The following is a 12,730-nucleotide window of genomic DNA, read 5'->3' as shown; positions in this document are numbered from 1 at the left end:
ACATCTGCAACACCAACGTGTTCGAGCCCGACAACGCCTCGTCCGCCGACCAGGTCAGGGACATGTTCACCGAGCAGGTCGGCTGGGCGAAGGACGCCGGTGTCGACTACGTGATCGGCGAGACCTTCAGCTGGGCCGGCGAGGCGCTGATCGCCCTGGAGGTCGTGCGGGCGGCGGGGCTCCCCTCGGTGATCACCCTCGCGGTGCACCGGGCGCCGACGACCCGCGAGGGCTGGACCGTGGCCGAGGCAGGCAAGCGCCTCTGCGGCGCGGGGGCCGACGTGGTCGGGCTCAACTGCATCCGCGGGCCGGCCACGATGCTGCCCCTGCTGCGCGAGCTGATCCCGGCGGTGGACGTGCCCGTCGCGGCACTGCCCGTGCCCTACCGGACGCACGCCGACGAGCCGAGCTTCCAGTCGCTGCGCGACCCTGGGCACGAGCACGAGAGCGAGCGGCCGTTCCCGGTGGCGTTGGATCCGTTCACCTGCACCCGGCACGAGATCGCCGAGTTCACGGCCGCCGCCCGGGGGCTGGGGGTCTCCTACTTCGGGGTCTGTTGCGGCGCTGCCCCCCACCACATCCGCGCGATGGCCGAGGCCCTGGGTCGCACCCCCCCGGCCAGCCGCTTCTCGGCAGACATGTCCAAGCACGCGTTCCTCGGCACGGACGCCAGTCTGCGCCGGGACAACATCGCCTACGGCGTCGACTACTAGGAGTCCGGTGCGCGCGAAGTACTCCGCCTGGGGTCTGATCCGGGCAGGCCTGCTGAAGCAGGCGTGGCCACGGGCCTGGCGCGACCACGAGCTGGCGCCGGCCTACGACGTCGTGGTGATCGGTGCGGGCGTGCACGGGCTGGCCACCGCCTACTACCTGGCGGCCCGACACGGGATCCGCAGGGTCGCCGTCCTGGACCGGGCCTACGTCGGCGGCGGCGGCTCCGGGCGCAACACCGCGATCGTGCGCTCCAACTACCTGACGCCCGAGGGCGTGCGCTTCTACGACCGCTCGGTCAAGCTGTACGAGTCGCTGGCCTCCGAGCTGAACTTCAACGTGATGTTCTCCCAGCGCGGCCACCTCACCCTCGCGCACGACGACGCGTCGCTGCGGACGATGCGCTGGCGCGCCGAGGTCAACAAGCACGAGGGGATCGACTCCGAGGTCATCGGTCCCGACGAGATCTCGCGACTCGTCCCGCTGATGGACACCTCCCCCGAGGCGCGCTACCCGATCCTGGGCGCCTTGCACCACCCACCCGGCGGCACCGTCCGGCACGACGCCGTGAACTGGGGGTACGCCCGGGCGGCCGACACGCTCGGCGTGCAGATCCACGAGAACACCGAGGTGACCGGGATCGACGTCCGGGACGGGAGGGTGCGAGGGGTGCGCACCACGCGCGGCGACGTCAGTGCTCCGGTGGTCCTCAGCTGCACCGCGGGGTGGGCCAGCCTGGTCTCGGAGCTGGCGGGCGTTCATCTGCCGATCGTGACCCACCCGCTGCAGGCCGCGGTGACCGAGCCGGTGAAGCCGTTCCTGCGCACGGTCGTGGTGTCGGGCACGCTGCACGTCTACGTCAGCCAGACCGCCCGTGGGGAGCTGGTCTTCGGCGCGAGCACGGACTCTTACCCGTCGTACTCGACCCGCGGCTCGCTGGAGTTCACCGAGGAGCTCGCCGGTCACGTCCTGGAGCTGATGCCCTCGATTGCCAGGCTCCGGGTGCTGCGACAGTGGGCGGGCCTGTGCGACATGACACCGGACTTCTCGCCGGTGATGGGCGTGACGCCGGTGCAGGGGTTCTACGTGGACGTCGGCTGGGGCACCTACGGCTTCAAGGCCGGGCCCGTGGCCGGGGAGGCGATGGCCCAGCTGATCGCCTCGGGGCGGACGCCGGAGCTGATCGCCTCGTTCGACCTCGCGCGGTTCGCCGAGGGCCGGCTCGTCGGTGAGCGTGGCGCGGCCGCGGTCGGGCACTGAGGAGGCCGCGGAGGTGTTCATGATCCCGTGCCCGCACTGCGGGCTGCGCAACGTCTCGGAGTTCCGCCACCTGGGCGAGACCGGTGCCCGCCCCGACCCCTCGAGCGCCACCGCCGCGGCCTGGCGCAGCTACCTCTACGACCGCGACAACGTCGCCGGCTGGACGACCGAGTGGTGGGCGCACTCGGCCGGGTGCCGGCGCTGCTTCACGGCGCGACGGCATACCGTCACCAACGAGACCCGGCCGGCGGGCGCTTGACGACACCGCAATCGTCGCACCGGCTGCCGCCTGCGCCGGAGGAGCTGATCGACCGTGGCCGCCCGTTGACCTTCACCTGGGAAGGCCGGAGTCAGGTCGGGCTCGCCGGCGACACGATCGCCTCGGCGCTCGCGGCGTCGGGGATCCGGGTGCTGTCCCGCAGCTTCAAGTACCACCGACCCCGGGGCATCCTGACCGCGAGCTTCACCGACCCGGGGTGCACCGTGCAGGTGGGCGCCGAGCCGAACGTCCGCGCCGGGCACCGCCGCCTCGAGGCGGGTATGGCGATCGAGCCGCAGAACGTCTGGCCCTCGCTGCGGTATGACGTGCGCTCGGTCAACCAGCTCGTCGGGCGCTTCCTGTCGGCGGGTTTCTACTACAAGACGTTCATGGCGCCGCAGCGGCTGTGGCCGACCTACGAGCGGGTCCTGGAGCGGTTCGCCGCGGGTGGTCGGGTGGTCCCGGGGGCCGACCCGGGCAGATACGACCAGTGCTACGCGCACCCGGACGTCGTCGTGGCCGGCGGCGGCCCGGCCGGGATCGGGGCCGCGCTGGCGGCCGCGGACGCCGGGGCGAGGGTGATGCTGGTCGAGGAGGAGTACCAGCTGGGCGGGCACCTGCGTTGGGGCGGGGCTCCCGAGCTGGCTGCCCTGCGCGAGCTGCGCGCCGCGGCGCAGGCGCACCCGGGCGTCGAGGTGTGCCTCAACTCCGTGGTGCTCGGGCGCTACGACGACAACTGGGTCTCGATCCTGCGGCGCGACAACGACGGCGTCACCGAACGGCTGGTCAAGGCCCGCGCCGGGGCGCTGGTGGTCGCTGCGGGTCTGATCGAGCGTCCCTACGTCTTCGAGGGCAACGACCTGCCGGGGGTGCTGCTGGGCACCGCCGTCCGGCGCTTGGTGAACCTCTACGGCGTCCGGCCCGGTGACCGGGCCGTCGCCCTGATCGCCAACGCCGAGGGTGCGGCGGCCGTGGCGGACCTGGAGCGAGCAGGGGTCGACGTCGCCTGCGTCGTCGATGCCCGGCTGGGCCAGGACGTGCGTCGCGCGACCGGGCGCGGCGGCCTCAAAGCCGTGCAGCTCGCCGACGGCCGGGTGGTCGAATGCGACCTGCTCGTCGTCTCGACCGGGTGGACGGCGCCGACGTCGCTGCTGAACATGGCCGGGGACGCCCCGGTCTACGACCAGGCGGCGGCCAGGTTCCGGCCCGGCGGGGCCCTGCCCGCGTCCGTGCTGGCGACCGGGGGGATCGTCGGCGACGGCAGCACGCAGGAGCTGGTCGAGCACGGCCGTGCGGTGGGCGCCGCTGCGGCCGGGCGGGCCGGCTTCGGCTCCGCGGCCGCCCCGGGTCCGCTGCCCGTGCAGGCGCACCCGGCGCTGTTCCGCGCCGCCACCCATGGCTTCGTCGACCTCTCCGAGGACGTCTCCTCCGCCGACATCGTCGCCGCAGCCGCCGAGGGCTACGACTCCAGCGAGCTGGTCAAGCGCTACACCACCGCCACCATGGGCCCCTCGCAGGGCAAGCTCGAGACCGTCAACACCATCGCAGTGCTGGCCGAGGCCGTCGGGAGCACCCTGGAGTCGCTCGGCACGACCGTCTGGCGCCCGCCCTACGCCCCCGTCACCCTGGGCGCCCTGGCCGGCCGCAGGATGGAGCCGGTGCGCCGGTCGCCGATGCACGAGTGGCACTCCCGGCACGGCGCCCGGTGGCTCGTCGCCGGCCAGTGGCTGCGGCCCGACCACTACGGCGACCCGGCCGCCGAGGTGCGCGCCGTCCGCGAGCGGGTCGCGATCATCGACGTCACCCCGCTCGGCAAGCTCGACCTGCGCGGCCCGGATGTGCCGCGGTTGCTGGAGACCGCCTACGTCAACAAGTGGTCCAAGCTGGCCGTCGGCTCCGTGCGGTACGGACTGATGTGCGCGGAGGACGGAGTCGTGCTCGACGACGGCGTTACCGGGCGGCTCGCGGACGACCGCTACCTGATGTCGACCACGTCCTCCGGGGCGGCGCGGGTCTGGGAGCACCTCGAGGCGCTGCTGCAGACCGAGCACCCGGACTGGCGAGTGCACATCACCCCGCTCACCACCGCATACGCCAGCATCAACGTCGCCGGACCGCGCTCGCGGGACCTGCTGGCCCGACTGACCGAGGGGATCGACCTGAGACCTGCGGACTTCGGCTACATGCGGGTCCGCACCGGGGCGGTCGCCGGTGTCCAGGACTGCTTCATGTGGCGCATCGGCTTCACCGGTGAGCTGAGCTTCGAGGTCCACGTCCCCGCCTCCTACGGGCTGCACGTCTGGGAGGCCCTGCTGCGCGAAGGCGAGGATCTCGGCGTCGAGCCCTTCGGCGTGGAGGCACAGCGCGTGCTGCGCCTGGAGAAGGGGCACCTGGTCGTGGGCCAGGACACCGACGGCATGGCGGACCCCTTCGAGGCCGGGCTCGGCGCCCTGGTCAAGCTCGACAAGGACGACTTCGTCGGGCGCCCCGAGCTGACCCGCAGGCGGGAGACCCAGCGCCGCGTCCTGGTGGGGCTGCGGACCGCCGACCCGGACGTCGTCCCGCCCGAGGGCAGCCAGATCATCTCCGGCGCCGCCCTCGTCGGGCGCATCACGAGCAGCCGGATGTCCCCGACGCTGGGCCGCTCGATCGCGCTCGCCTACGTGCCGGTCGGGATGTCGGCCCCCGGGACGACGGTCACCGTGGCCCTGCCCGACGGTCGGCGCCTGCCGGCCCGCGTGACCCCCACCCTCGCGCAGGTGGACCCCGAGGGGGTGCGACTGCGTGCCTGACACTGCACCCGTCGCGCACGGGCCGGTGGCCGTCACGGCGCCGGTCATCGCCCACGGCTGGGAGGTCTCCGGGCGGCGCTCGTCGGCTTCGTTGCGACTGGCCGACCACACCCCGCTGGCGAAGGTCGCCGTCCGTGCCGCGCCGGACGGTGCGCTCGCGGCGCGACTCGGCGTGCCCTTCGGTTGCGCCGCGCGCAACGGCGACGGCGTGCTGGTCGTCGGCTCCGGGCCGGGGGAGTGGCTGCTCCTCGGCGCTCCCGGGACGGCACGGCATACGGCGGAGCGCATCTGTCCCGGCGAGGAGTTCGCCACTGTCCTCGACCTCACGCACGGGCGGGCCCTGCTGCGGCTCACCGGCCACGCCGGCGACCGGCTGCTCGCGAAGGTCTGCGCCATCAACTTCTCCGACCGGGCCACCCCCGACGGCACGGCGTTCCGCAGCGCCGTGGCGCGCCTGGTCACCGACGTGGTCCGCGACGACTATGAAGGAACCCGGTCCTACCTGCTGCACTGCGAGCGGTCGAGTGGGCAGTACCTGTTCGACGCCTTGCTGGACGCCGGCCGCGAGCTCGGGATCGAGGCGGACGGTTTCGACGCGTGGTGCCCCGGAGGGAGGGGCCGATGACCCTGCCCGACCGTGCCCGGTATGTGGTGATCGGCGCCGGGATCCACGGACTGTCCACCGCCTGGCACCTCGCTGAGGGGCTCGCCGCCGCCGGCCGCGGCACGGGCGCCGACGTGGTGGTCGTCGACAAGACCGGAGTGGGTGCCGGTGCCTCCGGCATCGCGTGCGGGGTGGTGCGCAACAACTACTTCCAGCCGGCGATGCGCGAGCTGATGGCGCACTCGGTCGGCGTCTGGGAGTCGGACCCGGAGGCGTTCTCCTACCACGGTGTCGGGTATCTGCAGGTGTCGGCCGAGGTGAGGCACGACGACGTCGCCGGGATCCACGCCCAGCAGCAGGCGATCGGCTACCCGTCGAGGTTCGTCGACGGCGCCGAGGCGAGCGCGCGGTACCTGCGCGGGATCTTCCCCGACTGGCAGGCGGGCAACATCACCAGCGTCCTGCACGAGCACTCCGGTGGGTACGCAAACAACCAGGCATCCCTGCGGGGACTGGAGCGCAAGGCCGCCGCGGCCGGTGTCCGCATCTGCTCGGGGGTGAGCGTCCGCGGTCTGGTCACCGGCTCGGGCGGCGTGCGGGCCGTGGAGACCGACGCGGGAACGATCGCCTGCGACCAGCTGGTGGTGGCGGTGGGGCCGTGGGTGCGCGACGTCTGGACGATGCTCGACCTGCCCGGCACCGTCACCGTGGCCGGATCCGACGGCGTGAGCCGCGAACGGCCGATGTGGACCTACTGGTCCTTGCAGGAGGGGACGCTCGAGGTGGAGCCCACGTTCCTCACCGACGCCTCGGGTGGTCTGCCGCCGGTCGTGCACGTGGACACCGACGCGCCGTTGTACGACGACGAGGACGGCGAGCTGATCACCGACCGGCTCTGGGGCATCTACTTCAAGCCCGATGTCAGCTTCGGCGGCGTGCAGGGCGGAGCGATGCCGTTCGTGGTGGACCGTCCTGCGGACGAGGTCCTGGTCGACCCGTACGGCCCCGCCAGCCCGGACTTCGTGGTCGGCGCCGAGTTCGCGCGGATGTGGACCTCCGGCCTGGCCCACTGCCTGAAGCGGTTCGAGGGCACGCGCAGCCTGTTCTCATCCCAGCCCTCCGGCGGGATCGGGTGCTTCACGCCGGACAGCTTCCCGGTCTTCGACGTCTTCGCCGACAACGCCTACGTCTTCGCCGACTCCAACCATGGCTACAAGATGATCGGCGTCGGTCAACTCGTGGCGCGCGAGCTGCTCGGCGACCGTCAGGCCCTGCTTGAGCCCTTCCGCTTCGGACGCTACGCGGCGGGGCGGACCCATCCGACGAGCCACTCACCGTTCCCCTGGAGCTGATCATGACCGTAACCGAGACGACGACCTGGATGCCGGGCTACTCGTTGCCGCAGCGTGACTACGTGGACCAGGACATCTTCGACCTTGACATGGAGCGGGTCTTCGCCCGCAGCTGGCTGCTGTTGGGTTCGACCGCTGAGCTGCCGCAGCCGGGTGCCGTGCTGACGTGGAGCGTAGGGCGGGACTCGGTCGTGGTGACCCGCGACCAGGACGGATCGCTGCAGGCACACCACAACGTATGCCGGCACCGCGGCTCGCGGCTGCGCCCGGACGGCTGCGGGTCCGAGCGGGTGCTGGTCTGCCCGTACCACCAGTGGACCTACGGCCTCGACGGCTCGCTGCGCGGCGCCCCGCACATGGGCAGCGACCTATCGCGCGATCAGCTCGGCCTACGACCGGTGCACCTGCGTGAGCTGGCCGGGCTGCTCTTCGTCTGCTTCGACCAGGAGGCCCCTGCCTTCGACCACGCGCGGGCTGCCATCGGTCCCCAGCTGGGACCGCACCGCCTGGACCGCACCAAGGTAGCCGCGCGCCTGCACTACGACGTCCGGGCCAACTGGAAGATGCTGGTCGAGAACAACCGGGAGTGCTACCACTGCCGGGCCAACCACCCGGAGTTCTGCCAGTCCAACTACGATCTGGGCGGGTCAGGGGACTCGCGGACTAACAGCAGGTATGAGGCGACGCTGGCCTCTCGTCGGGCGAGCTGGACGGCACAGGGGCTGTCACCCTTCGACGTCAGCTTCGACGCAGGCGGATCCTTCCGGGTGGCCCGGCTGCCACTGCGGGACGGCTATCTGACCGAGAGCCTCAGCGGCCGGCTCGTCGCGCCGGTGCTCGGTGCGCTCGACGGTGCAGACGTCGGGAGCCTGCGGGTGATCTCGCTGCCCAACTCCTGGTCGCACGCCAACGCCGACTACGCGATGACGACCCGGCTGACCCCGATCAGTCCGGCCCTGACAGCTGTCGACGTCACGTTCCTCGTGCGGGACGACGCGGTGGAGGGCGCCGACTACGACCTCGCGGAGCTCACCGAGGTCTGGGTAGCGACCTCCGAGCAGGACTGGGTGCTGTGCGAGCAGAACCACGCCGGTGCGGCGTCGCGTGGATACCTGCCCGGCCCGCTGTCGACGGTGACGGAGGGCTCGGTTGGGGCCTTCCACAGCTGGTACGCGCGAGCCCTGGCCGAGGGCAGCGCCTAGACCCCAGAGGCTGGCGCCGAGGGGACCTGAGGCCGTAGGTTGCGCGAGAGGGGGCGTTGAGGAAGGAGCGACCGTGCGACCCGTGATCGAGCGCCCCGACGCTGCAGTGTCTCGAGCAAATTGTGACAGAGGCGTGCCATGTCCCTAGCAAAACGTGGTGGAGGCGTGTCATGTCCCTAGCACATCACCATGGGGGGATGTGCGGGGGACTCGACCACCACTCCGGCGACTACACCCCGGCGCAGCGGCGCGACCTCGACCTGGTCCTCGCCTTCAACCGGGCGATGAGCGAGGCCATCAACGCGGGCCGTGACGTCCGCGCGACCGAGGCCTACCTCGACCCCGACCCGATGCGCTACATGTGGGTCGACGAGGGGCAGGGCCGGGTCGCCGAGCAGATCGCCGGTGCCGAGCGGCTGCTGGCGAAGGCCCCGACGTTGCCGACACCGGCCCGCGAAGGCGTGGAGTGGGTGGCCGAGTCGGCCCGCGCGGCCCGTCCCTCGATCGTGAGCGATCCGGACGGAACGACACTGAGCGCCTGGCTCGAGTGGGTGCCCGAGCGGGGTGAGGTGCTTCGGGCGCGGCTGGCGACCCCACGGAGCAGGGGCGCCCAGGAAGCCGCCGTCGACGAGAGCGTGGTGGTCGAGGAGGTGAGCACCGAGCCGGTCGACCTGTTCCGCCCGGTGGCCGCCATCGACGGCACCGGCACCTGTTGGATCTTCGTCGGTCGCCGGGATCCCAGCACCGGCCACGTCGCCGTGTGGGCCCACCGCCGCAGCGACACCGGGTGGGGGGAGCCTGAGGCGGTCAGTCAGACCGAGCACCCGTCGTTCAACCAAGAGGTCGCGATCACCTCCGACGGCGGTCTCGAGGTGTGCTGGCAGGCCAAAGAAGGTTCGCGCTTCGCGATCTTCGCTCGCGGCCACGGGTCAGACGGTTGGGGTCCGACCCGGGTCGTCAGCGCCGGGATCGACGGCAACGTGTGGGACCCAGCGGTGACGGCGCTGCCCGGCGGCGGCACGGCATACGCCTGGTCGGAGTATGCCGAAGGCTCCTACCGGGTCGTGCTGCGCACCGTCACGGCCTACGGGACGCTGACGGAGCCGCGGCCGCTGACCAGCGGCAGCGACTACGCGCTGCACCCCAGCCTCGCAGTGACCACCGACGGCCGGCTGTGGTGTGCGTTCGACCTGATCACCGTGCACGCCCACGGCGGCAGCGGGCCGACCCGGTTGCGCCCGGTCGCCGAGGTGGGCGCCGACCCCGCGGTAATCGACGGGGTGCGTGCGTCGGGCGCCAGTGTGCCGTCGGAGCTGCTGCCCGACGTCGCCGCGGGCATCCGGGTGGTCGAGGTGCTCGACGACGGCATCCGGGCCGCACCCGGCGATCTTGCCGGAGGGCTCGACGTCGTGCCCTCCGGTCTGCCCAAGCTGGTCGCGACCGCCGACGGCGGGCTGGGTGTGGCCTACCGGGTGCACCGCCGGCTGCCGCTGATGACGTACTACTGGGAGGTCGCGGCGCAGGTCCTCGGTCCCGACGGGTGGGAGCCGCCGGTGACGTTCAGCGGCACCGACGGGACGCTCGAGGAGCCCTCCGTGGCGGCCCGCCCGGACGGGCTCGTGCTGGCCGCCCAGATGGACCGCCGGTTGGAGCGGGCCCTGACCTGGAGCGAGGGCTTCGGCGGCCGGGAGTGCCCCTACCTCTACGAGCACCACGGCGCGGTCATCTGGCACGGCATCCACGGGCTGGGCCAGATCGTGCTGGCGAGTATGTCGTCCGCCGGCCCGGTCTGGACGCCGTCCGAAGAGACTGCGGCGACCGCCGGCATCGTCCACGCCGCCGACCGGACCGAGGCCCGGCGCTGGGCGGACCGGCCCGAGCGGACCCGGCACACGACATACGTGGACGGTGAGCAGATGACGCTCTACTGGGGTGACCTGCACCGGCACTCCCTGGTCAGCCGGTGCACCTCGGGCGATGAGCCGAGTCTGGAGGACTTCTACCGCTACGCCTGGGACGTGTGCGACTACGACTTCTGGGCGGTGACCGACCATGCGGAGAACTCCTCGGAGCACCAGTGGTGGGGGATTCAGAAGATCGCGGACCTGTTCCACATCCCTGGGGTGTTCGTGCCGCTCTACGGCTTCGAGTGGACCTCGGCGGCCACCGGGCATCAGAACGTGATCTTCGGCGACGTCGCGCGGGGGGCGCCGAGCTTCTCCGCGTTTGCCGACGGGACCACCGACCCGGCCGGCCTGTGGCAGGCGCTCGCCGAGCACCCGGCATACCCGGCGATGACCATCCCGCACCACCCCGGAGCGGCAATGGTCCACAACGACTGGGACTACCACGATCCGCAGTTCAGCCGGCTGGTCGAGATCTTCCAGGCCTGCCGGGGCAACTACGAGTCGGACCGCTGCTTCCGGCAGTACTCCGACGGCACCGCCACCGGCACGTTCACCCTCGACGGGCTGCTGCGGGGCCACCGTTTCGGCTTCGTCGGCTCCTCCGACCACGGGCACGGTGCGAGCTATGTCGGGGCCTGGGCGCGCTCGCTGGACCGGGCCGAGGTCTTCGGGGCGCTGCAGGCCCGTCGCACGTTCGCGGCGACCACCCGGGACGTGACGCTGGACGTGCGGATGAGCGGGAGCGAGTCCGGGCACGCCTTCCTGGGGGAGGAGGCCGTGATCGTCGGCGCGTGCGAGCTGAGCATCCGGGCCAGCGGGTATGCCGATCTGGCCCGGGTGGAGGTGGTGCGCGACGGCGAGCTGGTGCACACGGTGTCGCCGCAGGTGACCGGGCCCGGTGAGATGGCGGTGGGGCTGCGCGTCGAGTGGGGACAGGCGCAGGGGGCCACGGTCTGGGACGGGTCGCTGCGGATCCGTGGTGGACGGGTGCTGAGCACTCCGTTCTGGAGCCCCGAGGTCGTCGCGGTCGACGAGACACAGGTCAGCTGGCAAGCCACCACGCACAGCTTCGGTGAGCCGTACGGCGCGCAGCGAGGGGCGGTGGAGACGACGCTGGTCGGTCCACCGGAGGCGCAGGTCGAGGTGCTTGCCGGTGAGCGGGTGCTGCGGGCGACGCTCGCCGAGATCAGCGAAACGCTCGCGCGGGACGGCGCACTCGACATACCCGGTCCGGCCCACGCCCTGGGCCAGCTGCGGCTGCAGCCGTCGGTGGGGGGCCTGACGTCATTGGGCGTGCGGGAGCTGGACGTCGAGTGGACCGACCCGCCCCCTGCCGAGCGGGGCGCCGCCCACGCGGCCACCTTCTACTACGTGCGGCTCTACTTGGTCGACGGCGAGATGGCCTGGTCCTCGCCGATCTGGGTGCTGCCGCCCCGCGCGGACTCCCGAGCAAAACCGGGGGGGGGGCGCGCAGAGTCCCTAACTAATCAGGTGGGGAGGTGGGCGGCGAGCCAGTCCTTGGTCTGCACCCAGGCCACCGCTGAGGCCTGCGCGTGGTGAAACATCGGGTGCGGGTTGTCGAAGGCGTGCCCGGCGCCGTCGTGCAGCTGCACCTCGACGTCCTGGCGGGCACCGGCGTCGGTGACCCACTCCTGGATCCGCTCGACCTGCGCCATCGGCAGATAGTCGTCGGCGGTGCCGATGTGGTGCAGGCTCGGGACCTCGACAGCCACCCCCGCCTCGACGAGCTGCGGCAGCGCCGAGCCGTAGTAGCTGACCAGCGCGTCCGGCGCCTCATCGTCCAACGCCGCGGTGGCGGCGTAGGCCAGGCCACCGCCGTAGCAGAACCCGAGCACCCCGACCTGGACATCACCGACGACCCGGCGCAGCTCGCGCACCGCCTCGGCGCCGTCGGCCACGGCGGTGTCCCAGTCGGCGGCCTGCATCAACCCGAAGGCCCGCTCCATCATGTCCGGGTCGTCGTCGGTGACCACGTCGCCGCCGATCCGCCAGTAGATCTGCGGCGCCAGCACGACATACCCCAGCTCGGCCAGGTCGGCGCACCGGTCGCGCACGTAGTCGCTGAGCCCGAAGATCTCCTGCATCACCACCAGGCCGGGCCGCCCGGGGGCACCGTCGCCCTGCCAGAGCAGCGCGGGCATCGGCCCGTCGTCCGTCGGGACCTGGTATGTCGTGGGCTCAGCGGTCACGGGGTGCTCCCTCTGCGTCAGGCAGGAACAGGTTGAGGATCAGCGACACGATCGTGATGACCAGGGCGCCGAGGACCGCGTCCCACCAGAAGGCGGTGACCTCGAAGGCCAGACCGAGGGCCCCGGAGAGCCACGACGTCAGGATGAGCATGATGGCGTTGAGCACGAAGGTGAACAGCCCGAGGGTCAGCACCAGCAGCGGCAGGGACAGCACAAACAGGACCGGTCTGACGACCGCGTTGAGCACCCCGAAGACCAGGCCGACCGCGCCGATCGTCAACACGTTGGCCAGCGTGGACTCACCGCCGAACGCGATGCCGGGGATCAGCAGGGAGGCCACCCACAGCGCAATGCCGTTGACGACCACCCGCACCAGGAACGACTCCACGTCGCCATCGTGGCACGACGCCCTGGACAGGCGCTGTGCGCGGGC

General features: G+C 72.0%; 10 protein-coding genes. 8 read left to right on the top strand and 2 right to left on the bottom strand.

Annotated features, from left to right (window positions below; translation table 11 throughout):
* The 8 genes from ACR2FV_RS08695 to ACR2FV_RS08660 all read left to right on the top strand — a co-directional run.
* Positions 1-713, top strand: a 713-nt coding sequence (locus ACR2FV_RS08695) for a homocysteine S-methyltransferase family protein (RefSeq protein WP_434015297.1), incomplete at its 5' end; no start/stop codon positions are given.
* 7 nt (positions 714-720) lie between these two features.
* Positions 721-1,971, top strand: a complete 1,251-nt coding sequence (locus tag ACR2FV_RS08690; RefSeq protein WP_434015296.1) for an FAD-dependent oxidoreductase — start codon at positions 721-723, stop codon at positions 1,969-1,971.
* A gap of 19 nt (positions 1,972-1,990) precedes the next feature.
* Complete coding sequence (locus tag ACR2FV_RS08685; protein ID WP_434015295.1) at positions 1,991-2,230, top strand: sarcosine oxidase subunit delta; 240 nt, start codon at positions 1,991-1,993, stop codon at positions 2,228-2,230.
* Positions 2,164-5,022 carry a 2Fe-2S iron-sulfur cluster-binding protein gene (locus ACR2FV_RS08680; RefSeq protein WP_434015294.1) on the top strand — a complete coding sequence of 953 codons (2,859 nt, stop codon included), beginning with the start codon at positions 2,164-2,166 and terminating at the stop codon, positions 5,020-5,022. Before ACR2FV_RS08685 ends, ACR2FV_RS08680 begins: the two co-directional genes overlap by 67 nt.
* Positions 5,015-5,647 carry a sarcosine oxidase subunit gamma gene (locus ACR2FV_RS08675; protein WP_434015293.1) on the top strand — a complete coding sequence of 211 codons (633 nt, stop codon included), beginning with the start codon at positions 5,015-5,017 and terminating at the stop codon, positions 5,645-5,647. Before ACR2FV_RS08680 ends, ACR2FV_RS08675 begins: the two co-directional genes overlap by 8 nt.
* The gene (locus ACR2FV_RS08670; protein WP_434015292.1) at positions 5,644-6,978 is read left to right on the top strand and encodes an NAD(P)/FAD-dependent oxidoreductase; all 1,335 of its coding nucleotides are present in this window, start codon (positions 5,644-5,646) and stop codon (positions 6,976-6,978) included. The genes ACR2FV_RS08675 and ACR2FV_RS08670 overlap by 4 nt, the downstream gene beginning before the upstream one ends.
* A 2-nt stretch (positions 6,979-6,980) precedes the next feature.
* Entirely contained in the window at positions 6,981-8,180 is a 1,200-nt protein-coding gene (locus tag ACR2FV_RS08665) for an aromatic ring-hydroxylating oxygenase subunit alpha (protein ID WP_434015291.1), read from the top strand.
* A 197-nt stretch (positions 8,181-8,377) separates the two neighbouring features.
* Positions 8,378-11,647: a DUF3604 domain-containing protein gene (locus tag ACR2FV_RS08660; protein WP_434015290.1), complete on the top strand. Its 3,270-nt coding sequence runs from the start codon at positions 8,378-8,380 to the stop codon at positions 11,645-11,647.
* On the opposite strand, the gene ACR2FV_RS08655 is transcribed toward ACR2FV_RS08660, so the two are convergent.
* Positions 11,575-12,297 carry a dienelactone hydrolase family protein gene (locus tag ACR2FV_RS08655; RefSeq protein WP_434015289.1) on the bottom strand — a complete coding sequence of 241 codons (723 nt, stop codon included), beginning with the start codon at positions 12,295-12,297 and terminating at the stop codon, positions 11,575-11,577. The genes ACR2FV_RS08660 and ACR2FV_RS08655 overlap by 73 nt on opposite strands.
* Complete coding sequence (locus tag ACR2FV_RS08650; RefSeq protein ID WP_434015288.1) at positions 12,287-12,685, bottom strand: phage holin family protein; 399 nt, start codon at positions 12,683-12,685, stop codon at positions 12,287-12,289. The genes ACR2FV_RS08655 and ACR2FV_RS08650 overlap by 11 nt, the downstream gene beginning before the upstream one ends.
* Positions 12,686-12,730 lie beyond the last annotated feature (45 nt).

The sequence above is a fragment of the Ornithinimicrobium sp. genome (assembly GCF_051004135.1).
Taxonomy (GTDB): Bacteria; Actinomycetota; Actinomycetes; order Actinomycetales; family Dermatophilaceae; genus Ornithinicoccus.
Note: the sequence above shows the minus strand (reverse complement) of the source record. Positions and strands in the feature narration are given on the sequence as shown.

Excerpts from the sequence above, each read along its gene's own strand:
- ACR2FV_RS08670 (WP_434015292.1), top strand. The coding sequence starts at position 5,644 with ATGACCCTGCCCGACCGTGCCCGGTATGTGGTGATCGGCGCCGGGATC.
- ACR2FV_RS08665 (WP_434015291.1), top strand. The coding sequence starts at position 6,981 with ATGACCGTAACCGAGACGACGACCTGGATGCCGGGCTACTCGTTGCCG.
- ACR2FV_RS08660 (WP_434015290.1), top strand. The coding sequence starts at position 8,378 with ATGTGCGGGGGACTCGACCACCACTCCGGCGACTACACCCCGGCGCAG.
- ACR2FV_RS08685 (WP_434015295.1), top strand. The coding sequence starts at position 1,991 with ATGATCCCGTGCCCGCACTGCGGGCTGCGCAACGTCTCGGAGTTCCGC.